The organism is Chryseobacterium sp. CP-77 (genome assembly GCF_036362765.1).
In the GTDB taxonomy this organism is placed as follows: domain Bacteria; phylum Bacteroidota; class Bacteroidia; order Flavobacteriales; family Weeksellaceae; genus Chryseobacterium; species Chryseobacterium cupriresistens.
Genome location: NZ_CP143637.1, coordinates 3,466,550 through 3,491,876 on the forward strand (window position 1 = coordinate 3,466,550; position 25,327 = coordinate 3,491,876).

Annotated in this window: 26 protein-coding genes; 18 read left to right on the forward strand and 8 right to left on the reverse strand. The window is 36.7% G+C overall.

Annotated elements, in window-relative coordinates; genetic code table 11:
- The first annotated feature begins 4 nt into the window (after window positions 1–4).
- Window positions 5–1,408 carry a radical SAM protein gene (locus tag V0410_RS15410; RefSeq protein ID WP_330744765.1) on the forward strand — a complete coding sequence of 468 codons (1,404 nt, stop codon included), beginning with the start codon at window positions 5–7 and terminating at the stop codon, window positions 1,406–1,408.
- A gap of 52 nt (window positions 1,409–1,460) precedes the next feature.
- On the opposite strand, the gene surE is transcribed toward V0410_RS15410, so the two are convergent.
- Together surE and V0410_RS15420 are read right to left on the reverse strand one after the other, a co-directional pair.
- Window positions 1,461–2,249 carry a 5'/3'-nucleotidase SurE gene (gene surE, locus V0410_RS15415; protein ID WP_110008969.1) on the reverse strand — a complete coding sequence of 263 codons (789 nt, stop codon included), beginning with the start codon at window positions 2,247–2,249 and terminating at the stop codon, window positions 1,461–1,463.
- Between the two features lie 367 nt (window positions 2,250–2,616).
- On the reverse strand, window positions 2,617–2,787 hold the full coding sequence (locus tag V0410_RS15420) for a lmo0937 family membrane protein (RefSeq protein WP_110008970.1): 171 nt from the start codon (window positions 2,785–2,787) through the stop codon (window positions 2,617–2,619).
- Between the two features lie 343 nt (window positions 2,788–3,130).
- Here V0410_RS15420 and V0410_RS15425 point away from each other — a divergent pair, with 343 nt between their 5' ends.
- The gene (locus tag V0410_RS15425) at window positions 3,131–5,260 is read left to right on the forward strand and encodes a carboxy terminal-processing peptidase (protein ID WP_330744766.1); all 2,130 of its coding nucleotides are present in this window, start codon (window positions 3,131–3,133) and stop codon (window positions 5,258–5,260) included.
- Window positions 5,261–5,316: 56 nt separating this feature from the next.
- Here V0410_RS15425 and V0410_RS15430 read toward each other — a convergent pair whose 3' ends face one another.
- Complete coding sequence (locus V0410_RS15430) at window positions 5,317–5,820, reverse strand: superoxide dismutase family protein (protein ID WP_062672846.1); 504 nt, start codon at window positions 5,818–5,820, stop codon at window positions 5,317–5,319.
- Window positions 5,821–6,063: 243 nt separating this feature from the next.
- On the opposite strand from V0410_RS15430, the gene V0410_RS15435 reads away from it, so the two are divergent.
- From V0410_RS15435 to V0410_RS15480, 10 genes are all read left to right on the forward strand, one after another.
- On the forward strand, window positions 6,064–6,711 hold the full coding sequence (locus V0410_RS15435; protein ID WP_330744767.1) for a 4'-phosphopantetheinyl transferase family protein: 648 nt from the start codon (window positions 6,064–6,066) through the stop codon (window positions 6,709–6,711).
- Window positions 6,712–6,802: 91 nt separating this feature from the next.
- On the forward strand, window positions 6,803–7,705 hold the full coding sequence (locus V0410_RS15440) for an AraC family transcriptional regulator (protein WP_330744768.1): 903 nt from the start codon (window positions 6,803–6,805) through the stop codon (window positions 7,703–7,705).
- A gap of 93 nt (window positions 7,706–7,798) precedes the next feature.
- Complete coding sequence (locus V0410_RS15445; RefSeq protein WP_330744769.1) at window positions 7,799–10,045, forward strand: TonB-dependent receptor; 2,247 nt, start codon at window positions 7,799–7,801, stop codon at window positions 10,043–10,045.
- A gap of 48 nt (window positions 10,046–10,093) precedes the next feature.
- Complete coding sequence (locus V0410_RS15450) at window positions 10,094–10,753, forward strand: hypothetical protein (protein ID WP_330744770.1); 660 nt, start codon at window positions 10,094–10,096, stop codon at window positions 10,751–10,753.
- Between the two features lie 140 nt (window positions 10,754–10,893).
- On the forward strand, window positions 10,894–12,207 hold the full coding sequence (locus V0410_RS15455; protein WP_330744771.1) for a 2TM domain-containing protein: 1,314 nt from the start codon (window positions 10,894–10,896) through the stop codon (window positions 12,205–12,207).
- A gap of 4 nt (window positions 12,208–12,211) precedes the next feature.
- A complete protein-coding gene (locus tag V0410_RS15460) occupies window positions 12,212–12,517 on the forward strand; it encodes a 2TM domain-containing protein (RefSeq protein WP_202842124.1) in 306 nt (101 codons plus the stop codon).
- A 36-nt stretch (window positions 12,518–12,553) separates the two neighbouring features.
- Window positions 12,554–13,123 (forward strand): methyltransferase family protein, encoded by a 570-nt coding sequence (locus tag V0410_RS15465; RefSeq protein WP_330744772.1) that lies wholly within the window; start codon window positions 12,554–12,556, stop codon window positions 13,121–13,123.
- A gap of 123 nt (window positions 13,124–13,246) precedes the next feature.
- Window positions 13,247–13,543, forward strand: a complete 297-nt coding sequence (locus tag V0410_RS15470; protein WP_330744773.1) for a 2TM domain-containing protein — start codon at window positions 13,247–13,249, stop codon at window positions 13,541–13,543.
- A 26-nt stretch (window positions 13,544–13,569) separates the two neighbouring features.
- Entirely contained in the window at window positions 13,570–13,845 is a 276-nt protein-coding gene (locus V0410_RS15475; RefSeq protein WP_330744774.1) for a 2TM domain-containing protein, read from the forward strand.
- A 61-nt stretch (window positions 13,846–13,906) separates the two neighbouring features.
- Window positions 13,907–14,650, forward strand: coding sequence for a LytR/AlgR family response regulator transcription factor (locus tag V0410_RS15480; RefSeq protein WP_330744775.1), 744 nt, complete (start codon window positions 13,907–13,909; stop codon window positions 14,648–14,650).
- A gap of 90 nt (window positions 14,651–14,740) precedes the next feature.
- Here V0410_RS15480 and V0410_RS15485 read toward each other — a convergent pair whose 3' ends face one another.
- Window positions 14,741–15,967, reverse strand: coding sequence for a DUF6051 family protein (locus tag V0410_RS15485; RefSeq protein WP_330744776.1), 1,227 nt, complete (start codon window positions 15,965–15,967; stop codon window positions 14,741–14,743).
- Between the two features lie 209 nt (window positions 15,968–16,176).
- Entirely contained in the window at window positions 16,177–17,073 is an 897-nt protein-coding gene (locus V0410_RS15490) for a hypothetical protein (protein WP_330744777.1), read from the reverse strand.
- 111 nt (window positions 17,074–17,184) lie between these two features.
- On the opposite strand from V0410_RS15490, the gene V0410_RS15495 reads away from it, so the two are divergent.
- Both V0410_RS15495 and V0410_RS15500 read left to right on the forward strand, forming a co-directional pair.
- Window positions 17,185–17,913: a glycine-rich domain-containing protein gene (locus V0410_RS15495; protein WP_330744778.1), complete on the forward strand. Its 729-nt coding sequence runs from the start codon at window positions 17,185–17,187 to the stop codon at window positions 17,911–17,913.
- Window positions 17,914–17,927: 14 nt separating this feature from the next.
- Window positions 17,928–18,278, forward strand: a complete 351-nt coding sequence (locus tag V0410_RS15500) for a hypothetical protein (protein ID WP_330744779.1) — start codon at window positions 17,928–17,930, stop codon at window positions 18,276–18,278.
- 63 nt (window positions 18,279–18,341) lie between these two features.
- On the opposite strand, the gene V0410_RS15505 is transcribed toward V0410_RS15500, so the two are convergent.
- Window positions 18,342–18,551, reverse strand: a complete 210-nt coding sequence (locus V0410_RS15505; RefSeq protein ID WP_330744780.1) for a hypothetical protein — start codon at window positions 18,549–18,551, stop codon at window positions 18,342–18,344.
- A gap of 168 nt (window positions 18,552–18,719) precedes the next feature.
- Window positions 18,720–19,907: a tRNA 2-thiouridine(34) synthase MnmA gene (gene mnmA / locus V0410_RS15510; protein WP_120232343.1), complete on the reverse strand. Its 1,188-nt coding sequence runs from the start codon at window positions 19,905–19,907 to the stop codon at window positions 18,720–18,722.
- 191 nt (window positions 19,908–20,098) lie between these two features.
- Here mnmA and V0410_RS15515 point away from each other — a divergent pair, with 191 nt between their 5' ends.
- Window positions 20,099–20,626, forward strand: coding sequence for a hypothetical protein (locus V0410_RS15515; RefSeq protein WP_330744781.1), 528 nt, complete (start codon window positions 20,099–20,101; stop codon window positions 20,624–20,626).
- A gap of 229 nt (window positions 20,627–20,855) precedes the next feature.
- Here V0410_RS15515 and V0410_RS15520 read toward each other — a convergent pair whose 3' ends face one another.
- A complete protein-coding gene (locus V0410_RS15520) occupies window positions 20,856–23,390 on the reverse strand; it encodes an ATP-dependent Clp protease ATP-binding subunit (protein ID WP_330744782.1) in 2,535 nt (844 codons plus the stop codon).
- 150 nt (window positions 23,391–23,540) lie between these two features.
- Here V0410_RS15520 and V0410_RS15525 point away from each other — a divergent pair, with 150 nt between their 5' ends.
- Genes V0410_RS15525 through V0410_RS15535 form a run of 3 tightly spaced genes read left to right on the forward strand, consistent with a single transcriptional unit; the run spans window position 23,541 to window position 25,326 of the window.
- Entirely contained in the window at window positions 23,541–23,765 is a 225-nt protein-coding gene (locus V0410_RS15525; RefSeq protein ID WP_110008987.1) for a uroporphyrinogen decarboxylase, read from the forward strand.
- Window positions 23,765–24,862, forward strand: a complete 1,098-nt coding sequence (locus V0410_RS15530) for a glycosyltransferase (protein ID WP_330744783.1) — start codon at window positions 23,765–23,767, stop codon at window positions 24,860–24,862. The genes V0410_RS15525 and V0410_RS15530 overlap by 1 nt, the downstream gene beginning before the upstream one ends.
- A 44-nt stretch (window positions 24,863–24,906) precedes the next feature.
- Window positions 24,907–25,326: a SufE family protein gene (locus V0410_RS15535; protein WP_137904536.1), complete on the forward strand. Its 420-nt coding sequence runs from the start codon at window positions 24,907–24,909 to the stop codon at window positions 25,324–25,326.
- The last annotated feature ends 1 nt before the right edge of the window (window position 25,327 follow it).

Genomic DNA, 25,327 nt, shown 5'->3' on the forward strand with positions numbered 1-25,327 from the left:
TGCTATGCCAGTAAGAAATTATACGTATTACGATTATACCATCAGTCTTTGCCCGGAATGTCTTAAAAGGGTAGGTGCCAAGATCATTATTGAAGATGAAACTGTTTTTATGACCAAAAGATGTCCGGATCATGGATTTTTTAAAACAAAAATAGCTTCTGATGTACACTATTATAAAAATATAAGAAACTATAATAAAGCCTCTGAAATGCCCTTCCATTTCGGAACTGATGTGGAATATGGCTGCCCCTATGATTGTGGACTATGTGTAGATCATGAACAGCATAGCTGTCTTTCTATCGTAGAAGTGACTGATCGCTGTAATCTGACCTGCCCAACCTGTTATGCGATGTCCTCACCCCATTATGGAAGTCACAGAAGCCTGGAAGAAATTGAGGCTATGTTTGATGTTATTGTAAAAAATGAAGGGGAACCGGACGTGGTGCAGATCAGTGGAGGAGAACCTACCATTCATCCGGAGTTTTTCAAAATTATGGATATTGCCAAATCAAAACCGATCAAACATCTGATGCTGAACACCAACGGAATCAGAATAGCCAATGATCCGGGATTTGCTGAACAGTTGGCGACGTATGCTCCTGAGTTTGAAATTTACCTTCAGTTTGATTCATTTAAACCTGAAGTCCTGGAAGATTTCAGAGGGAAGGATCTTACCGCGGTCAGAATGAAAGCACTGGAAAAGCTTAATGAACTTAACCTTTCTACGACACTGGTTATTGTTCTTCAAAAAGATAAAAATATTGATGAAATTGGAAAAATTATAGAATTTGCCCTGAAACAGAAATGTGTAAGAGGAATTACCTTCCAGCCGGTTGAAATTGCCGGAAGAAACCGGGAAGATTCTGCTCATGAAAAAATTACCTTAACGGAGGTAAGACAGGAAATTATCAATCAGTTTCCATTATTAAATTCTGATGATATTATTCCCGTTCCATGTAACCCGGATGCGCTGGCTATGGGATATATCCTGAAACTTCAGGGCGAAACAATTCCTTTAACCCGATATATCAATCCTGCAGATCTCCTGAATAATGAATCAAGGAATACCATTGTTTATGAACAGGATAAAGGATTGCATATGCAGCTGCTGGATATTTTCAGTACCGGAATTTCCGTAGATAAAGTTCAGCCTAAAGTCAATCAATTACTGTGTTGCCTGCCGGATGTTTGTGCTCCGGATCTTGACTATGATAACCTTTTCAGAATAATTATCATGAACTTTATGGATGCTCATGATTTTGATGTACGAGCGGTGAAGAAGTCATGCGTACATATTGTCAATAAAGACCTGAAGTTAATCCCTTTTGAAACGATGAACCTTTTCTACAGAGATGAAAAAAAGGCTTATCTGGAAGAGCTCAGAAAAGAAGATAGAGTATTATTTTAACAATATAAAAGCAAAGCGTGAAATCTGATTTCACGCTTTTATTATTCCCTTGTTATTTTACTTCTTTTACATCTTCAAAAGTCATCACTTCTTCCAATGTTTTCATGTATTCATACGCAGTAAGATCAAACTTTACCGGAACAATAGAAATATATCCGTTAGCCAATGCCGTTTCATCGGCATCTTCAGAATCGTCCATATTGTTGAAATAACCTGTTAGCCAGTAATATTTTTTACCGTGTGGATTGATTCTTTCATCAAAGCTTTCTTCCCATTTGGCATGAGCCTGCTTACAGACTTTTACACCTTTTATTTCTTCCGCCGGGAGTTTTGGAATATTCACGTTCAATACAATTCCTTTTGGCATTGGATTTTCCAATGTTCTTCTTACGATATTCTGAATAAATTCTTTAGCCTGGGTAAAATCTGCTTCCCAGCTGAAATCCAGCAATGAGAATCCAATAGCAGGAATTCCTTCCACACCAGCTTCTACCGCAGCAGACATTGTACCCGAATAAATTACATTGATAGAAGAATTTGCCCCGTGATTGATTCCTGAAACCACAATATCCGGTCGTCTTTTCAGAATTTTATCAAGAGCCATTTTTACACAGTCTACAGGAGTTCCGCTGCAGGAAAAATCAGTCTGCGGGCCGTCCAGGGTAACTTCTTCGTAACTTAGGGTAGAGTTGATGGTAATAGCGTGGCCTTTTCCACTTTGGGGAGAGTTGGGGGCTACAACCACTACTTCTCCGATTTCATTCATAAAACTGACAAGATTTCTGATACCAGGAGCTGTAATTCCGTCATCATTAGTCACCAGAATAAGTGGTCTTTCCATAAATTATCTTTAATTTTTTATTTAAATAGAGTGAGTTTGTTCATTTTCAGAATTGAACAAATAGATTTTCAACACACCAAATGTAGGTAAAAATCAGACGCCATAAAATACCAGATTGGGATTGGCTGTTGTGAAAATAGAAATAAAATCCTTTTGCTTTTGCTTCAGAGAGTGAAGATCAAAGCACCAATAAAGAAAAATACCAGATGCAGAATATCTGACTAAAATGAAGGAAGTTTACTATGAACTTTATTTCATCAAACTCAGAATTTTACAGGTGCTTCCCATGAAAACCTCTTGTTATCCTGTGAAGAACACCTGTAAAGCCTGATAGTTTTAATGTTAAGTGGTTGTACAAAATAATAAACTAGTCGAGAGGTTTTCTACCGGAAATGATATTATAAAGAATAACAATAATAGCAATAACCAGTAAAACGTGAATTAAATAACCTGTGCTCATTCCGGGAACGACTCCCAGCATTCCCAATAGCCAAACAACGATGCAGATGACTGCTACTAACCATAATAAACTTTTCATGACTTAATATTTTGAATTTGTATGGTTAATTCTCTGCATATTTTATGCCTTTATGATATGAAATTGATTTTTGTGGTATGTGTTCTTTAGTTTTTAACTAAAAAAACAAAGCTTCACATATGCCTGAGAAAAGGCTGATCTGTATCATTTTGTAATCAAACAGCCTGATAATAGGAAATGGCTGACACTGTCTCGATTATTTGTCAATCTCTTTAAATAAAAATCGTCAAAACTGTCGATATTTGTAAATAAGGTATTAAATTTGATCATTTGTAACAGTACCAGACTTACTGCTACTAATTATTATACTTATTTTAAAAAAATTAATAAATAAAGACAGTTTATGTGGAAAAATTTCAAACTGAATAAATTTTTACTCCTTATTCCATTAACCAGTCTAATGTTTTGTTTCAACTCGCCACAGAATGACGATGAAAAGATGCAGACGATAATGGTGAGCGTAAAAAACACACTTTCTTATCTGCATTATAGCCCGAAATCTATCAATGATGCCTATTCGAAGGACGTTTATAAGCATTATTTCGAATTGGTAGATCCGGCAAAAAGATATTTTCTTCAATCTGATATGGATGAATTCAGCAAGCATGAAACCAAGCTTGATGACTATATCGGACAAGGTGATCTGACATTCTATAAGCTTACGATTGACAGGCTATACCAGAGAGTAGATGAGATTGATAAAATCACACAGGATATCTTCAGCAAGCCCATCAATCTTCAGGAAGATGAAACGCTTACTCTTGAGCCCAAATTAAAAAAAGTACCTGCCAACAAACAGGAACAGTATAATGAGTGGAAAAAATTCATCAAATACAATATCCTTCAGGAAGTTGAGTCGATGAACAGCAAAGAAGAAGCTCAGAAAGAAAAGAAAGACTCTGTTCAGAAATACAAACTGAAAGATACGATCAAGTTTAAGCCGCTTACTCAGGACGAGAAGATCAAAAAAGCGACTGATGAAGTAAAAGACCTTGTAAAAGATACTTTCACGAGATTCAAAAAGAGAAAGAAAATGGATTGGTTTACCGTGTATATGAATGCATATACAGAAGTATTTGATCCGCACACCAACTACTATTCTCCAAAAGATAAAGAAGATTTTGATACTCAGTTTACCGGAAAAGTAATCGGTATCGGGGCTTTGATCCAGGAGAAAAAAGGAAACCTTTACTTAGGAGCGCTTACTATTGGAGCACCGGCATGGAAGTCGAAACAGCTTTCAGAAGGTGATAAAATCCTCAAAGTAAGATCCAAACCGAAAGAAGATGCTGTAAATGTAGTGGGAATGCTTTCTGATGAAGCAGTACGTTTGATCAGAGGTGAAAAAGGAACTCCGGTAACCTTAACGGTTCAGAAAAAAGACGGTACCATTAAAGATGTAACGATGATCCGTGAAGAAGTTGCTATCGAAGATACATTTGCAAGAAGTATTGTAGTGAATGCTCCAAATGGTAAAAAATACGGTTTCATCAACCTTCCAAGTTTTAATGCTGACTTTGAAAATGCCAAAGGAAGAAACGCTTCTGATGACATTAAAAACGAGATTATTAAACTTAAAGCTCAGAATATTGAAGGGATTATTCTTGACCTTAGAAATAATGGCGGAGGCTCTTTAACTGAAGTAGGTGATATTATGGGACTTTTCATGGAAGCTGGTCCTTATGTTCAGGTGAAAGACGGAAATGGAAAAATACAGACGCTTAAAAATAAGAACGAAGCTCCTATCTGGACTGGCCCGCTTGTCATTATGCAAAATGAACTTTCCGCTTCCGCTTCAGAAATCCTTGCAGGTGTAATGCAGGATTATGGAAGAGCAATGATCATCGGATCTCCGCAGTCTTTCGGAAAAGGTACCGTTCAGACTTTTGTGGATCTGAACAGATTCCTGAACACAGAAGATGATTTCGGATCTTTAAAACTGACGATCCAGAAATTCTATAGAATAACAGGAGAATCTACCCAGAGAAAAGGTATCGTTTCTGATATTCAGATGAAGGATTTCTTTACTTATGCTGAAGTAGGAGAGCGATATGATGATTATGCATTGGCCTGGGACAAAATTTCACCTACAAAATTCCAGAAACTGAACTATTTCAACATTCAGGCGCTGGAAAAAGCGAGTGCAGACAGAATGGCTAAAAACAGCAATTACCAGTTGTTATTAGAATCCGCTCAATGGAGAGAAAAACTGGATAAAGAAGAAAATATCACTTTGAATATTACGAAGTTTAACGAGCTGATGAAGAACAGAAAATCTCAGATTGAAAAGTTCAAAGCTTTGACGAAATTTGAGAACGGCCTTCAGTTTATCATGTATCCAAGTGAAATTGAAAGAGAGAAAAAAGATGAAGCTTTCAAGAAAAAATCTGAAATGTGGATCAAGAATCTGAAAAAAGATCTTTACCTGCAGGAAGCAATGAATATTGTATCAGACATGGGGGCTAAATCCTAAACATAAAAAAAACCGCTAATCTTTTTGGTTAGCGGTTTTTTATTGAATAAAGTAGATTACTTAATTTCTACACATCCTACTCTTCCTCCTGCATTTCCGGTAGGCTGGGTATGGAAATCATCTGCTGCAGCGTGTACAATAAGACCTTTTCCAATGATGTTTTTAGACTCATCTGTACAGCCCAGACACCATTTGTCTGTCTTGAAAGTCAATGTCGCCGTTCCGTTCTGATCAGCAACCAGGTTTCCTATATCTCCCATATGGAAATGTTCAGCACCCCATTTACCATGATCATTCTTTGAAGGATTCCAGTGGCCGCCAGTAGAAGTTCCGTCTGCAGCTGAGCAGTCTCCTTTTTCATGAATGTGTACCGCATGGATTCCAGGAGTAAGGTTGGTAATATCCAGCTTCATGGTTACTTCATTTCCATTTTGAGTAAACTTCGCCGTTCCTCCTGTCTGTGTTCCGCTTTTGGCATTTACAGAGTATGTTTTTGTGGTTCCGCATGAAACGGCAAAAACTGCAAATCCCGCCAATAATGCTAATGTTTGTACTTTCATTTTTTAAATGATTTATAGTGATTTTACGATAAATTTAAAAAAGATTTTCCAAAAGGCTTTATGATCTCACTCTTTTTTGAAAAACTTAGTTTAAATGATTGCTTTAATATAGGCTGTTTTATACTTAAATTCTGAACTTAGCTGTGGAGGCTAACTGTATTTAAAACGAGGTAAAAAAAAGCTTATTTTAGTGGATAGAAAGCCACTTATAAATCAAATCCAGGAGGCGCAAAGAAATAGAAAATGATTATTCTGTATACATTCATCAATGAAACAAAACATCAGCCTCTTCTGGACAGGCATCTGCCTGCTTTTTCTATGGAAATCAGACAGGATATCCTGAGATACAGAAGATGGCAGGATGCACAGCTTTCTTTACTGGGAAAGGTGCTTTTACAATATGGATTAAAAACGTATTATAATATTTCTGATGTAAAAACAGGAGTTCTTCCCAATAAAAAGCCTTACTTAAAAGACCATCATATTTATTTTAATATATCGCATTCCAAAGAGCTTGCGGTCTGTGCTATTGCAGAATATCCTTTGGGAATAGATGTTGAATTCAGAGATCCGAAGATCAATCATAAGGATTTTATATTTCAGATGACGGCCAAAGAGCTTCAGGAAATTCATGATGCTGAAGATAAAACGAAAGAATTCTTCACTTATTGGACAAGAAAGGAAGCTGTAATAAAAGCTCATGGAGCAGGGATGATGCTTCCGCTGGATTCTTTTGAAGTGATCAATAACGAATGCAGGATTGAAAAAGAAAAGTTCTTTACAAGAGAAATTTTTATTCATGAAGAGTATCAGGGGTATATCGCATCTTCAGATCAGAAAATTAAAGAAGATGTTCTTTTATTTAAACGTTTTGAAGAAGATATCTCGTGACAAAAAAAGCGAAATGACCTCCAGACAATAGCAATAAAAGACAACAGACTTTCATTCCGGAAAAATATCTTTGTAAACTAATAATTTTGAAGTGGAAGAGTATAAAAAACGGATTGTAAAAACAATTCAATATATTGATAACCATATTGATGCAGATCTTTCTTTGGAAAAAGTTTCAGAGGTAAGCGCTTATTCTCCGTTTCATTTTCACAGAATCTTTAAGCTGGTTACAGGAGAGACCCTTCAGAATTATATCATCAGAAAGAAAATAGAGAAAAGTGCCCTTCATCTGGCGGTTCATAAAAATATGGACATCAAGGAGATCTATTGGGACCTTGGTTTCTCCAATCATTCTGTTTTCTGCAAAACATTCAAAAAATATTATGGTCTCGCTCCAACAGAATTCCGCAGATCAGCACCGGAAAAATTTCACAGGATTTTACAAACACAAAGCAAGAACGGACAAGTTGATACGGTTTTCAGCCAATACATTTGCAATATTGAAAACCTGTTAAACTGGACTAAAATGAATTTAAAAATCGAAGTAAAAGAAATGCCGGAAATGAATCTGGCATCCGTAATGAGCCTTGGAATGGCCAGCGTAGAACCTTCTTTCAACATTTTAATAGACTGGGCAAAGAAGAAACAACTGTTTCCTCGGGAGAATCTTAAAATGATCTCTGTTTATCACGACAGCTGTAAAATCACACCTCTCGATAAAGTCAGGATTCACGCCTGCATGCTTTTGGATGAAAAACTTCAGCAGCAGGACGGGGAAGTCTTTCCAGAAACATTAGAGGGAGGAAAGTACATTGTGGGAAGCGGAGAGGTGACATTGGATGATTTTGAACAATGTTGGGTTTCTTTGTTCTTATGGATGAATGAAAACAATTACACCATGAGAAGAATCTTCCCTTATGAAATCTATCACTCCAATTTTAAAGAACATCCGGAACGAAAAATGATCGTGGATTTTTGCATTCCGGTTCATTAATTACCATTCGGGAGTAAAAGAATGCCTTTCAGTAATATATTTTTTACAGAAAGGCATTTCTCATGCTATTTTTGATTTCAGAAAACAATAAAAATGAAAACACAAGGACAAAACATACTGTTTCTGATTCTTCTTCTCACTTCCATTATGGGATATTCCCAGGTGAAAATATCGGGGAAAGTATCCTTCAAAAACAAAGGAGTCGCTGAAGTAAATGTAACACTGAAAGATACCTATGATGGGGCTACAACAGATGCCCAGGGTAATTTTACCTTTGAAACTTCAGAAAAAGGAGCTCATACAATTACTTTTACCCACCCGAAATATGAAAATGTGGAAAGATCAGTTTCTATTGAAAGTCAGGATATTACCTTGAATATTGATCTTAAAGAACAGATCAGTGAGATTGATGCAGTGGTGGTTTCTGCAGGATCTATTGAAGCCAGCGATAAGAAAAGAGCAACAGCATTACTCACTCCCATTGATATTTATACCACAGCAGGAGCAGACGGACAGATTTCTTCAGCATTGACTTATCTCCCGGGAGTACAGAAAGTAGGTGGAACAGAAGGGCTATTTATCCGTGGAGGTACCGGAACGGAATCTAAAATCTTTATGGACGGAAGTCTTATCAATAATTATTTTTCCAATTCAGTTCCGGGAATTGCGGGAAGAGATCAGTTCAATACTTCGCTTTTTAAAGGAAATATCTTCTCAAGTGGTGGCTATTCTGCATTGTACGGCCAGGCCCTTTCGGGAGCTTTAATGCTGGAAAGTGTGGATCTTCCGGATGAAACATCTTATAATGTTGGGATTTCACCTATTTTCCTGAATGCCGGCTTTCAGAAGTTATCAGATAATAAAAACTATTCTTACGGAGCTACAGCAGGATATTCTCTGCTAAGCCTGATGCAGAAAGTCTTTAATTTTAATACAGATTTTGTTGAAGCTCCGCAAGGTCTAAACGGAGATCTGAATTTCAGATTTAAAACAAAATCAGGAGGCTTTTTCAAATATTACGGAATGTTCAATTCCAATAAAATGGGCGTGAGATCAGAAAGTCTTGAATCCGGATCCGATTTCAGCCTGGTAAAGCTTAACGGTAAAAATACATTTCACAACCTTTCTTTTAAACAAAAATTCGGAAAATATCTTTTGAATATTGGAGGTTCTTATTCCTACAACAGATCGGATCTTCATTTTTCAAAGGAAACCAATGATATTGAATCCAACAGAAGCCAGCTTCTCACTGACGGAAACTATGTGAACTTCAAAGCAGTTCTTGAAAGAAAGATAAACAGAATCAGTGCCGTAAGAGGAGGAATTGAACTGAATAATACCGATGAAAATCTGAATTTTGAAGCGGTACAGAAACATTATAAAGACCTGATCTCCTCTGCTTTTGTGGAAACAGACCTTGGCTTCAGCAATGCATTGTCAGCAAAAATAGGGGTGAGAGCAGAACATTCTTCATTTTTAGGAAAGGATAATATTGCGCCCCGTTTTGCGATTGCCTACCGCCTTGCAAAAGACTGGACCACTTCGTTAGCTTACGGGATTTTTTTTCAGAATCCTGAAAGTAAATACATCAATGGACCTGCTAATCTTGGTTTTCAGAAATCACAACATTATATTTTCCAGGTTCAGAGAGCTTCAGAAGGCAGAACTTTACGTTTTGAGGCATTTTACAAGAAATATGACCAGTTGATTAAGACGTTCAATATTACCCAGAACAAAGAGCAAAATCAGCAGATTCAGAACGCATTAAATAATGATGGTTACGGATATGCAAAAGGACTGGAGTTTTTCTGGAGAGATAATAAAAAGACATTTGAAAATATCGATTACTGGATCAGCTACTCTTATCTGGATTCCAAAAGAGATTTCCTGAATTATCCGGTAAGCCTGCAGCCGAGTTTTGCAGCAGAACATACCCTTTCAGCAGTAGCAAAAAGATTTATTCCGGAATGGAAACTTGGGGTCAATCTATCATATACTTACGCCAAAGGACGGCCTTATTATGACATTGCCTCTACATTTAAAGATGGAAAAGCTGTAAATTTTATCCGGAATGAAGGAAGACTTAAGGATTACAACGCATTGAATTTCAGTGTCAATTATCTTCCGAATATCGGTAAAAAAGATGCGAAAGCATTTCCTGTATTTGTATTGAGCATCAGCAATATTTTAGGATCAAAGAATGTATATGGCTATAATTTTTCAGCCAATGGTTCCAGAAGCTCTGCTATTGTTCCGCCAGTCAATACTTTTGTTTTCATAGGAGCATTTATAAGCTTTGGAGTAGATAAAACAGATGATGCCATCAATAATAATTTATAAAAAACATATCTTAGAACACACAATAACTAACTTTTAAAATTTAATATCATGAAAAAATACCTTTTAAGTTTTGCTTTAGCTTTGGTGAGCTTAACGGCTTTTGCACAGGCAGATTACGATAAAATAATGTCTGAAAAAATTGCGAAAATTGAAACCTGCAAAACCCCGGAAGATTTCCAGGCTCTGTCTAACGACTTCCAGAGAATTGGAAGCAAAGAAAGCACAAAATGGCTTCCGGCATACTACGCAGCTTTTTCTTTAATTCAGAAAGGAAGAGTCCTGATGAGAGAGGGAAAAATGCAGGAGCTTGATGTTATCGCTGATCAGGCTGAGAAGCATCTTTCAATGGCTCAGAATCTTGCCGGAGCAGATAATGCGGAAATTCATCTGTTGAGAAAAATGTCTTATTCCCTGAGAATGATGGTAAATCCTGCCCAGCGTTACATGACAGATGGGGCAAGAGCTGCTGATGAACTTAATATTGCAGAAAAATTAGATCCTTCAAATCCAAGAATTGCATTGATCAAAGCAGAAGATGTCTATTTTACTCCCGAACAGTACGGAGGAAGTAAAACCAAAGGATTGGAACTATTTAAAGATGCTCAGGCAAAATTTACAACATATAAGCCCAAAACCGCTTTAGATCCTAACTGGGGAAGAGGAGAAGCCGATTATTTCCTAAGCTTACCGGCAGAAAAAGCAAAGTAGTTTTCTCTGTATTTCAAATCAATCAACCTTCATTCGTGAAGGTTTTTTTGGTACCGTTCAGAACGAAAAATCAGCCCTTCGGTAACAATTAATTTTTGATACCTTTAATAAAAACTAATTTTGAGTCAAGAAAACAGATCATGAAGCGTAAATATTTGAAAACCTTACTTTGGACATCATTGGGAACTACATTGTTTTTCTTTTTGTTTTTTAATGATGAAAAAACTTTGCAGACTTTTTTGATTACGCTGCTCCTTTCCACCATGTACTCGTTTGTTCTGGGATTTGGAAACGGATTTATCAATGAATTTCTCAACAGAAAATTCCCATGGTCCGAAGCTACCCGAACGAGAGCTATTTTAAGTATTATTTCCATTATCATCGGGAACTTTATTCTGGTGTATTTCTGTAATTATATGAACTATGTAGTGATTCAGAAAACAGCAACCACAGAAGTATTCTTTTCCTCTAAATATGGGGTAACCAATTGGTTTATGATCAATATTGCCCTTCTGATTTCTGCTTTCCTGCACGCGAAAGGTTTTATGGAAGAACTGAAGAAAACTTCCAAAAAAGAAGTGGTGGAGCAGAAGCTGATCGCCAAATCCGCCAATGCCCAGTTTGAAAGTTTAAAAAACCAGCTGGATCCGCATTTCCTTTTCAATTCCCTGAACGTTTTAAGCTCTCTGATTGATGAAAATCCAAGACAGGCGCAAAAGTTTACCGCTTCAATGTCAAAGATTTACCGGTATGTACTTGAACAAAAAGATAAAGAGCTGGTAACGGTGGAAGATGAAATAGAATTTGCCAGAACCTATTGCGAACTTTTAAAAACAAGGTTTGAAGACAGTGTAGATTTTACTTTTGATGTTGCTCAAGAGGATTATCAAAAATATGTAGTTCCACTGGCTTTGCAGCTCTTGTTGGAGAACTGTATCAAGCATAATTTTGCAACGTCATCAAAACCTTTGGTCATCAGAATTTTTTCAGACGGAAATACCCTTTGTATTGAAAATAATCTTCAGGTAAGGGAGCAGATCAAAGAAAGCTCAGGAATTGGTCTAGCTAATATTGTACAGCGCTATTCCCTTATTACAGAGCGAAATGTCTTCATTGAAAAATCCGAAGATCATTTTAAAGTAAAACTTCCGATGCTGATGGCTAAACCGCATATTTCTACATCAAAACCTGAAGATGATTCTGCCGCTTACCAAAGGGCACAAAAGAGAGTAAAAGAGATTAAGAGTTTTTATATGAACCTTATTTCTTACTGTACCGTAAGCGCCTTTTTAATCTTTATCAATCTTTTTACAAGCAGCAGAAATCACTGGTTCTGGTTTCCCGTACTTGGATGGGGAATAGGCGTTGCTTCCCATGCATTTCAGGTGTTTGGAGTAGGAGAATCATGGCAGGAAAAGAAGATTCGTGAAATTATGAACAAACAAAAAAAATAGAACCATGGGAAGATTTGACGAAAACAATATTGAATATCAACGGGCAAGAAGACAGGTAGAAAGACTGCGCGGGTTTTACGGACATGTATTCGCTTATATCGCAGTGAATGCTCTGATTGTTGTCTATAATTGTATGCACCTGAAGCCTGGTGAAAGCTATTTTCAGTTTAAAAATTTTTTTACGGCAACTTTCTGGGGAATAGGGCTTGCAGCTCACGCGGTGACCGTTTTTCTGCCGCAGGTTAATTTTATCAGGAAATGGGAAGATAAGAAGATCAAAGAACTAATGGATAAACAGAAAGATCACTAAAAGAAATAGCGCTTAATCTTAAAAACCTTCTGAAAAATGAATACTTTATCAATTCTATTCTACATTTCAATGGCCGCCTGGTTTCTCACGGAATTCCTTTACAAGAACATGTTGAAATCCGGCAAAGAAGATCAAAAGAACAAGGATAAATCAACTCTGAATATCCTATGGCTCGCCATTCCATTTTCTATTGCAAGTTCAGTATTTATTTTTTACAACACTCATTTTCCTATAGTTAATGGAATTTGGATTGCATATCTGGGTGAACTTTTTATCCTTATCGGGATTATTGTCAGATACATCATCATCAGATCATTAGGGAAATATTTTACAGTAGATGTAACCATCAGACAGGATCATAAAATCAAAAAAGAAGGATTTTATAAATATCTGAGACATCCTTCCTATGCTTTTTCGCTGCTGACTTCTCTGGGCCTAGGTTTGTATTTAAATAACTGGCTTTCATTGATTTTTGCTTTTGTTCCTCCGTTTTTAGCCTTTGCCTACAGGATTAAGATTGAAGAACAGACGCTGATAGAACAGTTTGGGGATGAATATATTGAATACAGAAAAAGCACCAAAAAATTGATCCCTTTTATCTATTAATGGCAGGTTTTTACAGTTCAGACAGTATAATCTACCATTCGGTCACATAAAATTGATTCGTGGCACTTTCCTGAGCTACCTTTGATTCAAGAAAAAACAAATCAACCTTTAAAACAAATCATTATGGAAATTTTACCTGACAAAGAAACAATTGCTTACAGAAAAGCTTCAAGACGAGTGAAAGACCTGAAAGAATTTTATGGAAACCTTACCTCGTACTGTATCATTATTCCTTTTTTAGCAATACTGAACATTGTAACTGCTCCCGGATATTTATGGTTTCTATGGCCTGCACTGGGATGGGGAGTAGGAATTGCATTTCATGCCATAAGCGTATTCGGGATTGGTAAAAGCTGGGAAGAAAGAAAAATAAAAGAACTGATGGAGAAGGATGAAAAACAGAAAATAAAAACACTATAAACAATAACTTAAAAACTTATAAGATCATGGATTACGAAACTGCCCACACAAGAACCAACAGCATCAGAAAATTCTATAAAAGCCTTTTTATATTTGCCTTATTTGCCGTTCTGATCATTCCTGATGATATTTTTGGCGAAAAGATGATTAATTTTCATTGGTTTGACCGATATACCATCCTTGGAATCTGGGGATTTATTATCCTCGTAAAAGCTGCAAAACTGTTTCTTTTTGATTCCGAATGGGAAAAGAATATGATTGAAAAAGAACTTAAAAAAGAGAAAAAGCGAATAGATTATTAAAATTTGTCTGCTTTTATCTACCTTTATTTCCCAATAATCTGAAAACTAAAATTAAAGATCAATGATCAAAACTGTCATCATAGAAGACGAAAAACCTGCTTCAAGGAAATTAGAGAGAATGTTGAATAATTTTCCTGAAATAGAGATAGTTGCCAAAATAGAATCGGTGGAAGAAGGAGTTGCCTGGTTTTCTGAAAACGAGCATCCGCAGCTGATCTTTTCCGATATTGTTTTGGGTGACGGACTGTCTTTTGATATTTTTGAAAAAGCACCTACCAAAGGTTTCATTATTTATACGACAGCATTTGATCAGTACACCCTGAAAGCCTTTAAGCTGAACAGCATTGATTATCTTTTAAAACCCATTCTTGATGAAGACCTGGAAGGAGCCGTGGAGAAATTTAAATCCTTCATTCCTGCCAGCGATACCAACGGTTCTCTAGATATCAAACAGCTGATCAGAAAAGAAAAATCTACCCTTTCCAGAGTGCTGGTGAAAATAGGATACAACCTTAAGATTATTCAGACTCACGAAATAAGCTGCTTTTTCAGTGAGAATAAAATCGTTTATCTTCAGACGGAAGACCGTACCTATCCGTCAGATTTTACACTTGATGAGCTGGAAGATGTATTGGATACGAAAAAGTTTTTCCGGGTGAACAGGCAGTTTATTATCAGTTCGGATTATATCAAAAATATCCATACTTCGCCTTACTATAAAGTGGACCTTGAGTTTCAGCCTGAAGAGGAAATAACGGTCAGCAGAGACCGCGTGAAAGACTTCAAAGACTGGCTGGTCAGTTGACAAAAATTAAACAAAAACAAACACCATGGATCTTATACTATTTATTTTTAAACTATTTCTTTCTCTATTTTATCCCTGAAAAATTGATCATCAGGTATTGTAGAAATCACTGGCAGATTGTACAAACTGGTGAAATGCTTCGGTAACTTGTTTTGAATGCTTGTGGGTAAGCGGAAATGGAACCATATGAGAATATTCAAACGGGAAATCTTTGATTTCAATATCGACTTTAATATTCCTGTAGCCGCCCTGCAGTGTGTTTAAAGCTTCTATCGGAGGTGCTACACTGTCTTTTTCCAAGACATAGGCTTTGATCTGAGATTGGATTTCCTGAATTCTTTCCTCTCTTTCCTTCTGGAAATAATTGTAGCGTAGCATTTTTTTGAACCAGCTTTCCTGTGGATGTAAATCTTCATTCTGATAATGTTTCAGACGTGGATCCGATTTAAAATCCGAGCTCAGCAATTCCGTAAAAACAGACTGCATTTTCACAGTGGCCTGAGTATCCATGATGTATTTGGAAATTGGAAACATTCTGTCGATCGTCATTCCACCACAAAAGCAAAACACTTTTGATCGGGTAAAATAATAATGAGGATCAGCCATTTTGATAATTAACGCAAGAAATGATCCTATAGAATAGCCAAATAAATCCAGATTTGCTTTTGGAGAAATACCCTTGATTTTACCCTTTTTAATGTCCTTTACCACTTCTGTGATATCAGAATAGGTTTGGAGGCCGGACCAGAAAATTCTTTGCGGATGCGCTTCGAGTCTGGAACTTATGGCAGCATTCACATAAGAGTAATTCATGTTTTCCGGATACTTTCTCTTCCTGAAACTAACCACTTCCATCATATGATGGCGGTCACTCCAGATAGGTTCTGCACGATCCATATGAAATGCAATAGGAAATAAAATGATGGCCTTTTGTGTTCTTTGAGCCAGTTCATACGCCCATGGCAGGTATTTATCCCATTTCTTTTCGTTCAGTCCATGGAAAAAAAACAAAGCTCCTTCGGTTGTTTCTATATCTGCCCGCTTCAGGATATGATATTCAAATCTTTTATTGCATTCAATTTCAAAATCTTTGATATCTACAGCGGGTTGGTCGTACAAGAGATAAGCATTTTTGTTGATTTCGAGCGTTTGCTGATGTTTGTTGCAATGCTGATTTTCTGAGCCATAAAGCAGGTCACAAACCTTGGATTCAAAAGGAATTGATTCAATGGTTACATTCAATTCTTTAATTTCAACCCTGCCTTTTCCGGAATCAAAATGATTTTTCAAAACTTCATACAATTCATAATATTCCATAGCAAGACGATTGAGGGGTTCATATTTAAAACCATCAAGTTAGAGAATTATTGCGGTAATGAATTGATTTTTAAGGTTTAAATATATTCCTGGCATAAGAGAAATACAATAGACCCGAAACAGTCTTATTCCCTGACCATGATATAAAGATTGATGATGATGTTTATTATTGAGTTTTTTGTATCCGATAATTTTTTTATCTCTTTTAACTATCTGTAATCTATTCTATTAGATTCGGTGTCTTCAAGCTGTTTAACAATTGATTCAGGTATTTCATCACTGTCAATGGGAAAGCTGATAGAATCAGAAATAAAGGTTTTTCTGTCCGCTTTTCTGAAGATTTCAAACAAAGCAATCGGCTCCTGATTGAAGCTAATGCAGGTGCTTATGAAATGGATTTCGTGGAGTTTATAGTCCGGGTTCTTAAGTTTTTCTTTAATATCCTTTATCCTTGAAATGAAATGCCTCTGACGGATAAACGTATTGCTGTTCATGATGATGAAAACATAATCAGAATAGGCTGTCACCTTTCCGAAATATTTGTGATGATCACCACCGCTCCTTTCAATAAAATATTCTCCGGTGGTTTCAGACTTGTAAATTTCCATCGCAGAGCGCCATATACGGTCTTCTTTTGCCATTAAAGGATTATCGGGTAGATTTCTGTTATAAGAATACCAGCATCCTACTAAACGGTCTAAAAGTGCGGTATTCATATTGGCATTATTCATATCAATCCTCAGATCATTAAAATTGAATGCCTCCGTATTTGAATTGATGAAATCTATATAATTGGAATACCCTAAAACTTTGACGATTAGACTCAGTTTAGCAAGGTTGGGTCTGCTTAAAACAGCATTTTCATTCTGTTTAAATTTTTTCAGTTTATTGATGATCAGATGCTCATACAGATAATTCGTTCCCAGAAGATCTGGCTCTTTTTTGATCTGTTTTTCTGAATGATCATTGATAATCAGCTCATTCAGTTCTGCGCTTATATAAGACCATTCGGTTTTGGTAACATCTTCCCAATGGTTTTTCTTTAAAAATTGCCGGCTTAAGAAATTCATGAGTTTCTCAAGATGCAGGATATCTTCCTTTTTCATGGTGTGTATTTGTAAGACTAATTTAAGACTTTTATCAAACCAAAAAAGATTTTTGAAAGACTTTTATATTATATAATCCATTGATATTTGAATAGAAAAAAAATCAAAACAATGGAAACAAAAATGCTATTACAAGATGAGTCCCTTTGGAACAGGATACAGGAATTTTCTCTGGATGCTACCGGTGTCGAGTTCCCTTTCTCAAAAAAACTTGCCAAAGAAGAACGCTGGAGTCTTGATTTCGCCAGAAAAGCAATTGAAGAATACAAAAGGTTCGTGTATCTCTGCTGTGTTCTTCCTCATGGAGCTTCTCCCAGTAACATCGTTGACAAAGTTTGGCATATGCACCTGATCTACACCCAAAATTATTGGGAAGAATTCTGTCCTCACATCTTAAAAAGGCCACTTCATCATCATCCATCCAAAGGTGGTTATGCGGAAAAAGAAAGACATCAGAACTGGTTTGAAGATACTTTAACAGGTTATCGGCAGATTTTCCGGCAAGAAGCACCCGAAGAAATCTGGAGAGAGCGTAAGAAAAAGTCAACATTGCAATCATGGCTTAGAAAAATGGCCTTCTTTGCTCCCATATTGGTGTTATTGCTTTTATTTTCGTGTACAGAAGGAGATAACTTTTCAGGGTTAATAGTTACTGCAGTTGTATTTGGGATTATTTTTATTCTGGGAACGATCGTTTCAATCATAGGAGATCAGGAGGTTTCTGACCCTAACAGAAAAGATAAACAAAATAATGACGGAGGAAGTTGTGGCGGATCAAGCTGCAGCGGCGGAGGTGGTTGTGGAGGAGGCTGCGGTGGATGTGGGGGATGCGGAGGATAATAAAACTCATCATTATGAAAAAACTCATCATTTATTCAGTTCCGGTTGTGACAGGCTTTATGTGGCTTATGGCAGTCCATCAGACATTTAATCCGATTATTCTTAAAGGACCTGACTTTCTGAGGTTCTATCTCATCCTGATCCTCGGATTTTATGCTTCGCTTTTTATTCTAAAGTATTTGAAAATAGCTATTTCGAGTAAAACGCTTTATTTTGCGGGATTTATTTTATTATTGGGAATTATCAAACTTATCAGAGGGTTCTTGTTGGGAAAACCTGTTGGGTTTCTTGTTATGATCTTAATCTCAGAATGTATTGTTACATTGATTTTTATCTCAGGTTATATCAATGAAAAGATAAAGTAAAACTTATTATTAAAAACAAACCCGAAACAAAAATGTTCCGGGCTTTATCATGTACTGTTGATATTAAATATTTTTCTTTTCTTCTTTTACGGGCTGATAGCCATATTTCCGAACCATAACGGAAGTCAGGACTACCAAAATAAGACTGATCGCAATATTGGAGTTTTCCGGATGTACAATGGCCTGATAAAGATTATAACCGAAAATAGAGGATACAACCGCAATCAGAATATTGTTTACATAAGCGTACTGGTTTTTTGAAGATGTTTTCATAGTAATATTTTTTTATTGTTATTTACTGAGTAAGTATGACAACTTAAAAAACGTTACAGAAAAATTTCAAAAAAATATTTTCTTTAAAAAAACAATCCCAATATACTTAAAACCTCTTTTATTCAGGAGCTTATATCCCGAAATCCCGTACCCCGAATCCCGAAACTCTTACGAAATCACACCGCTGCCGATCAATTCCTCATCGATATACCATGATGCAAATTGTCCCTCAGCAATAGCAGACTGAAGTTCGTCAAATTCAATATAAAAAGCATTCTCAAACTGATACAGGGTTGCTTTCTGCAAAGGCTGTCTGTATCTGAATCTGGCCATTACTTCCATAGATCCTCCGTTCTGAAGTCTCAAATCCTCTCGCACCCAGTGCAGTTCAGAATTGTCTATTTTCAAAGCTTTTTTGTGAAGACCCGGGAAATGGCTTCCTTCTCCTACGAAAAGGATGTTGTTTTCCATATCTCTGGAGATGATAAAACAGCTTTCTTTATGGCCGCCTATACCAAGTCCTTTACTTTGTCCGATTGTGAAAAACTGGGCTCCCTGATGTTTCCCGATTACTTTTCCGTCAGATTTTTTATAATTGATTTTTCTTGATAAAAATTCAAGTTCTTCTTCTTTGGATGAGAATTCAGGTTTTTCTTCCGAAAATAGAGGAGAATCTTTGAAAATTTCTACGATTTCCCCTTCATTAGGTTTCAATTGCTGTTGTAAAAACTGGGGAAGACTTACTTTTCCGATAAAACATAATCCCTGAGAATCTTTTTTATCTGCCGTTACCAGTCCGATTTCTTTTGCAATTTCTCTTACCTGAGGCTTTGTAAGTTCTCCAATTGGGAATAACGCTTTTGAAAGCTGATCCTGACTTAGCTGGCAAAGGAAGTAAGACTGATCCTTATTATTGTCTTTTCCGGCCAGAAGATGAAAGATTTCTTTACCGTTTTCATCAAAAGTAGAATTTACCCTTGCATAATGTCCTGTAGCAACTTTATCGGCACCCAAAGACATGGCAGTCTTCATAAACACATCGAATTTTACTTCTCTGTTACATAATACATCAGGGTTGGGAGTTCTGCCTTTTTCGTATTCGGCAAACATATAGTCAACGATACGCTCTTTGTAAAGTTCACTCATGTCTATCACCTGGAAAGGAATTCCAAGCTTTTGTGCTACCATAAGGGCATCGTTACTGTCCTCAATCCAGGGACATTCATCTTCAAGTGTTACGGAAGCATCGTTCCAGTTTCTCATAAATAAAGCCACTACCTCATGGCCTTGCTGCTGCAGCAAATACGCTGTAACACTAGAATCTACACCTCCGGAGAGGCCTACTACTACTTTCATTGTATTCAATTTTACGAAACTCTTAACGGGAGTTCTTAGTTTGATGCGGCAAAAATACAATTAAAAAATTCGTAAAAAAACCATAATTTTAAACATTGATAAAAACGATAGAGCTTTATGCTGCCATTTTATCAACCCATCTGCAGACGGAAACAGATGTGAATATAATTGTAAGATCAAAAATATAACATATGAAAAAGTTTATTATCTCTATGATGCTGATAGCTTCAGGATCAGTTTTTTCCCAAATTTCAGTAGGAGCACCTGTACAGGAAAACAGCAAGTGGACTTTTGGAGGAGGCATTGGATTAGGATTTGGAAGCAACAGTGCCTTTAATCTGTCGGCTTCACCAAGAGTAGGATACAGGTTTACAGATGATTTTGAAGGAGGTGTGGTAGGAAGTGTTTCGTGGCAGACTTCTGATTACTATAAATCTACTATGTTTGGAGTAGGTCCTTTTGTCAATTATTATTTTGCCAGATCATTTTATGTGGGAGCCAACTATCAGCATTATTTTGTTGATTACAAAGATAAATATTACGACTATAAATACAATACGGAAGAGAATGCATTATACCTTGGAGGAGGATATATGCAGCGGATCGGAAACAATTCCTTCATGCAGCTGGGTTTAATGTACAATGTGCTTTGGAAACAGAACTCCAGTGTATTTTCCAGCGGTCTGATTCCGACTATTGGTTTTGTGGTGGGACTTTAAGGGTTCATTCATCAATAGGAAAGAGGCTGTCTCAAAAGGTAAATTAACGCTCTGAGAATTTCCTAAATGACAAAAGTTGTCAGGCAGGAGTCCGAGAGAGGGGGGACTTTTGAGACAGCCTCGTTTAGTCAGAAAATAAAATTCATCCGGCTTCAGCCAAGCCTATAAAACAAAAATCCCCGGGAAACTTCCCGGAGATTTTTTATTTGAAATTAAATTATTTATTTAATTAAGATTGAGAAGACTTTTCAGCCGATTTTTTCGCTTTCTGTGTTTTCCCGATCAATCCGTCTTTTGCTTCATTAAGATCAAGAACTACGGTTTCTCCTTCGCTCAATTGCTTGTTTACCAGCATTTCTGCCAATAAGTCTTCAATATACTTCTGGATCGCACGTTTCAATGGTCTTGCTCCGAAATCTTTATCCCATCCTTTTTCAGAAATAAAGTCTTTCGCTTCTTCAGTAAGATCAACTTTATATCCTAATTTTTCAAGTCTGCCATAAAGTTTGTTCAGTTCAATATCAATGATTTTCTTGATATCATCCTGTACAAGAGAGTTGAAGATCACAATATCATCAATTCTGTTTAAGAATTCCGGTGCAAATGCTTTCTTAAGGGCATTTTCAATGGTACTTCTCGCTCTAGAGTCTGAAGTGGTTTTCTTCGCAGAAGTTCCGAATCCTACACCGTCTCCAAAGTCTTTAAGATCTCTTGTTCCGATATTTGAAGTCAGAATAATGATGGTATTTCTAAAATCAATTTTTCTTCCTAAGCTGTCTGTAACGTGTCCTTCATCCAAAATCTGCAACAGAATATTGAATACATCCGGGTGAGCTTTTTCAATCTCATCCAAAAGAACTACTGCGTAAGGCTTTCTTCTTACCGCTTCTGTCAGCTGACCACCTTCTTCGTATCCAACGTATCCCGGAGGCGCACCAACCAATCTCGAAACCGCGAATTTCTCCATGTATTCACTCATGTCAATTCTGATCAGAGATTCATCGGATTCGAATAGTTCTCTTGCCATTACCTTTGCCAATTCGGTTTTACCAACCCCGGTTGTTCCAAGGAAAATAAAGGTACCGATAGGGCGGTTAGGATCTTTAAGACCTGCTCTATTTCTCTGAATAGCTTTCACTACTTTCTTCACAGCATCTTCCTGGCCGATTACTTTTCCATTAAGCTTTTCATCCATTTGGGCCAATTTATCAAGCTCGTTCTTACCAACTTTCGTTACAGGAACTCCGCTCATCATAGAAACCACTTCCGCTACATTTTCTTCTGTTACGGTTTCTTTTTTCTCTTTTACATCTTTATCCCATTTTTCCTGAGCCGAGTTAAGTTCCATCTGAAGACGTTCTTCTTCATCTTTCAGTTTTCTTGCTTCAAGGTAGTCCTGCGCTTTTACAGCCTTCTGTTTCAGTTCCTTGATATCTTCGATTTTCTTTTCAAAATCAATGATTTCAGTAGGAACTTTCATGTTTTTGATATAAACACGGGATCCGGCTTCGTCCATTGCATCAATTGCTTTGTCCGGTAAGAAACGGTCTGTTATATATCTTGATGTCAAATTGACACACGCCGCAATCGCTTCAGGTGTATAAATGACATTGTGATGTTCTTCATACTTATCTTTGATCTGGTTCAGAATCTGAATGGTTTCATCAATAGAAGTCGGTTCCACCATTACTTTCTGGAATCTTCTTTCTAAAGCTCCGTCTTTTTCAATGTACTGACGGTACTCATCCAGAGTAGTTGCCCCGATGCATTGAATTTCACCTCTTGCCAAAGCCGGTTTGAACATATTGGAAGCATCTAAACTTCCGGTAGAACTTCCAGCTCCTACAATGGTATGAAGCTCATCGATAAATAAGATGACATCCCTGTTTTTCTCCAGTTCGGTCATGATGGCCTTCATTCTTTCCTCAAACTGACCACGGTACTTAGTTCCGGCAACTAAACTTGCCAGGTCCAAAGTGATCACGCGTTTTCCGTAAAGAACTCTCGACACTTTTTTCTGTTGAATTCTTAATGCTAAACCTTCAGCGATGGCAGATTTACCAACTCCAGGCTCCCCGATAAGGAGTGGGTTGTTTTTCTTTCTACGCGATAAGATCTGAGAAACTCTCTCAATTTCTTTTTCACGCCCGATCACAGGGTCCAGTTTTCCGTCTCTGGCCAAAGAAGTAAGGTCTCTACCAAAGTTGTCCAATGTAGGGGTTTTACTTTTTGCAGAACCTAGATTTCCTGTAGGTTTTCTCATTTGCTCAAATTCCTCTCTCTCATCATCATCATCGTAAGCACTCATCTGTGGAGACTGGCCCGAATTTTTAAGCATAGTCTGGTACTCTCTTGAAACTCCTTCGTAGTCGATGTCATAAGCTCCCAGAATATTTGAAGTAGGGTCCTCATATTTATAAAGAATACCTAAAAGCAGGTGAACGGTATTAATTTCATTGCTTTTATACTGTCGGCATTCTAACTCTGCACGTTTGATCGCATGATCTGCCATCTTAGTGAAAGAAATATTGGTAACCTCTTCAGAAATAGGATTAAGACTTGCTGTATTTAGAGTTTCAATTTTTCTTCTGATTTGTGTTAAATCCGCATTAAGGTTTTGAAGGATTTCTTTTGCAGAGTTTTCCGTTTTTATAATACCTAAAAGTAGATGTTCTGTATTAAGAAATTCACTTTTCAGCCTTTTAGCTTCGCTTTTGCTTTGTTTGAACACCTGGCTCAAACCTTGTGAAAACTTATAATCCATAATATATCTCATTAGAACAAAGGCAACATTACCTTTTATTCATTATCTAAATTACAAATATTTTACCAAAAATCAATTAATGACTTTATGGCAGAAAAAAATTTATTATCTTATTGAAAATGATTAAGTTTGTAACCTTAAATTTTCCCCATGAATCCTGAACTTACCACTTACATTGGCTATTCTGCTTCTCTTTTTATCGTATTGAGTTTCATACTGAAAGATGTAAAAAAAATCAGAGTGGTTAACATGATTGGCTGTATTTGTTTTGTCATTTATGGTATCTTTAATGGAATGCTTTGGCCGGTTATCATACCAAACGGGCTTATTTGTTTCATTCAAATCTATTATTTAATACTAGACAAGAAAGATTGATGAGGAAAAAAATTATTACTTCTGCTTTTAGTAATCTGTATACTGACCAACGGATAGAGAAGGTGTGCAAAACCCTTTTTGATAACGGATATTCCATAGACCTGATTGGTAACGACTGGGAAGGAAATGAAAAAATGGAACGTCCTTATCCCTTTTCCAGAATAGGATTGAATTCTAAAAGCTTAAAGACCGCTTATTTTGAATTCAACTGGAAATTATACAAAGAACTGAAGAAAAAAGCGGACAAAGACACGATTCTACATGCCAATGACATTGATGCGCTTCTGCCAAATTATCTCATTGCCAGAAAACTGAACATTCCTTTGGTGTTTGACAGCCATGAAATTTTCACGGAAATGCCATCCGTTCAGAACAGATTTTCTCAGAAATTCTGGAGAGTACTGGAAAGAAAGCTGGTTCCCCATATGGAACTGATGATGACAGAAAGTGAAAGCTATGCTGAATGGTTCCATGAACAATATAATGTCAATCCGGTTGTGGTCAGAAATATTCCCAGAAAAATTCTTTCTGTACCGGAAATTCCTGAAAATCATCCTAAAATTATTTTGTATCAGGGAGCGATTAATCAGTCCAGGGGAATTGAAAAAATGATTGTGGCCATGCATCATATTAAAGATGCTGTTCTGAAAATTGCAGGGGATGGTCCCAAGAAAAAAGATTACGAGGAACTTGTTATTCAGGAAAAGCTTCAGGATAAAGTATTTTTCCTGGGTAAACTGAAACCTGAAAATCTCAGGGAAATCACCAAAACGGCTGATGCAGGATTCAGTCTTGAAGAAAATAACGGAGTAAGCTACTATTATTCACTTCCTAATAAAGTTTGCGATTATATCCAGTCGAGAGTGCCACTGGTCATGATTAATTTCCCGGAAATGCAAAGGATAAAAAATCAGTTTGATGTAGGAGAAATTATTCCGGATCACCAGCCTGAAACCATTGAAAAAGCAATTAATCTTGTTCTTCAGAATGGAAGACAGTATTATCAGAGCGAATTAAATAAGGCAGCAGACGTATTTTGCTGGGAGAATGAAGAGACGAAAATTCTTCAGCTTTTTGAAAAAGCGTCACGTAAATAAATTTTACAAAATTGGTTATCTTTGCAAAAGAAATTTGATTTAAAATGACCATTAAAGAAAAACAGCAGGAAATAATAGACGAATTCGCTTTTCTTGACGATTGGGAGCAAAAGTATGAGTACATCATTGATCTTGGAAAAGAACTGAAAGGCTTACCGGAAGATAAGAAAACAGAAGAAAATCTGATTAAAGGCTGTCAGAGCAAAGTTTGGATTGATGCTGAATTCAAAGATGGGAAACTTTTCTTTAATGCTGATTCTGATGGTATTTTACCCAAAGGGATCGTTTCTCTTTTAGTAAGTATTTACAGTGGGCATTCCACTCAGGAAATTCTGGATTCTGATTTTGATTTTATTGCAGAAATAGGATTACAGGAATTTCTTTCACCTTCCAGAGCCAACGGATTGATGGCGATGACCAAGCAGATCAAGTTTTATGCAGTTGCTTATCAACTGAAATCATAAT

Coding starts and splice junctions, on each gene's coding strand:
- V0410_RS15410 (WP_330744765.1), top strand. CDS start 5: ATGCCAGTAAGAAATTATACGTATTACGATTATACCATCAGTCTTTGC.
- surE (WP_110008969.1), bottom strand. CDS start 2,249: ATGGAAAGACCACTTATTCTGGTGACTAATGATGACGGAATTACAGCT.
- V0410_RS15420 (WP_110008970.1), bottom strand. CDS start 2,787: ATGAAAAGTTTATTATGGTTAGTAGCAGTCATCTGCATCGTTGTTTGG.
- V0410_RS15425 (WP_330744766.1), top strand. CDS start 3,131: ATGTGGAAAAATTTCAAACTGAATAAATTTTTACTCCTTATTCCATTA.
- V0410_RS15430 (WP_062672846.1), bottom strand. CDS start 5,820: ATGAAAGTACAAACATTAGCATTATTGGCGGGATTTGCAGTTTTTGCC.
- V0410_RS15435 (WP_330744767.1), top strand. CDS start 6,064: ATGATTATTCTGTATACATTCATCAATGAAACAAAACATCAGCCTCTT.
- V0410_RS15445 (WP_330744769.1), top strand. CDS start 7,799: ATGAAAACACAAGGACAAAACATACTGTTTCTGATTCTTCTTCTCACT.
- V0410_RS15450 (WP_330744770.1), top strand. CDS start 10,094: ATGAAAAAATACCTTTTAAGTTTTGCTTTAGCTTTGGTGAGCTTAACG.
- V0410_RS15455 (WP_330744771.1), top strand. CDS start 10,894: ATGAAGCGTAAATATTTGAAAACCTTACTTTGGACATCATTGGGAACT.
- V0410_RS15460 (WP_202842124.1), top strand. CDS start 12,212: ATGGGAAGATTTGACGAAAACAATATTGAATATCAACGGGCAAGAAGA.
- V0410_RS15465 (WP_330744772.1), top strand. CDS start 12,554: ATGAATACTTTATCAATTCTATTCTACATTTCAATGGCCGCCTGGTTT.
- V0410_RS15470 (WP_330744773.1), top strand. CDS start 13,247: ATGGAAATTTTACCTGACAAAGAAACAATTGCTTACAGAAAAGCTTCA.
- V0410_RS15475 (WP_330744774.1), top strand. CDS start 13,570: ATGGATTACGAAACTGCCCACACAAGAACCAACAGCATCAGAAAATTC.
- V0410_RS15480 (WP_330744775.1), top strand. CDS start 13,907: ATGATCAAAACTGTCATCATAGAAGACGAAAAACCTGCTTCAAGGAAA.
- V0410_RS15485 (WP_330744776.1), bottom strand. CDS start 15,967: ATGGAATATTATGAATTGTATGAAGTTTTGAAAAATCATTTTGATTCC.
- V0410_RS15490 (WP_330744777.1), bottom strand. CDS start 17,073: ATGAAAAAGGAAGATATCCTGCATCTTGAGAAACTCATGAATTTCTTA.
- V0410_RS15495 (WP_330744778.1), top strand. CDS start 17,185: ATGGAAACAAAAATGCTATTACAAGATGAGTCCCTTTGGAACAGGATA.
- V0410_RS15500 (WP_330744779.1), top strand. CDS start 17,928: ATGAAAAAACTCATCATTTATTCAGTTCCGGTTGTGACAGGCTTTATG.
- V0410_RS15505 (WP_330744780.1), bottom strand. CDS start 18,551: ATGAAAACATCTTCAAAAAACCAGTACGCTTATGTAAACAATATTCTG.
- mnmA (WP_120232343.1), bottom strand. CDS start 19,907: ATGAAAGTAGTAGTAGGCCTCTCCGGAGGTGTAGATTCTAGTGTTACA.
- V0410_RS15515 (WP_330744781.1), top strand. CDS start 20,099: ATGAAAAAGTTTATTATCTCTATGATGCTGATAGCTTCAGGATCAGTT.
- V0410_RS15520 (WP_330744782.1), bottom strand. CDS start 23,390: ATGGATTATAAGTTTTCACAAGGTTTGAGCCAGGTGTTCAAACAAAGC.
- V0410_RS15525 (WP_110008987.1), top strand. CDS start 23,541: ATGAATCCTGAACTTACCACTTACATTGGCTATTCTGCTTCTCTTTTT.
- V0410_RS15530 (WP_330744783.1), top strand. CDS start 23,765: ATGAGGAAAAAAATTATTACTTCTGCTTTTAGTAATCTGTATACTGAC.
- V0410_RS15535 (WP_137904536.1), top strand. CDS start 24,907: ATGACCATTAAAGAAAAACAGCAGGAAATAATAGACGAATTCGCTTTT.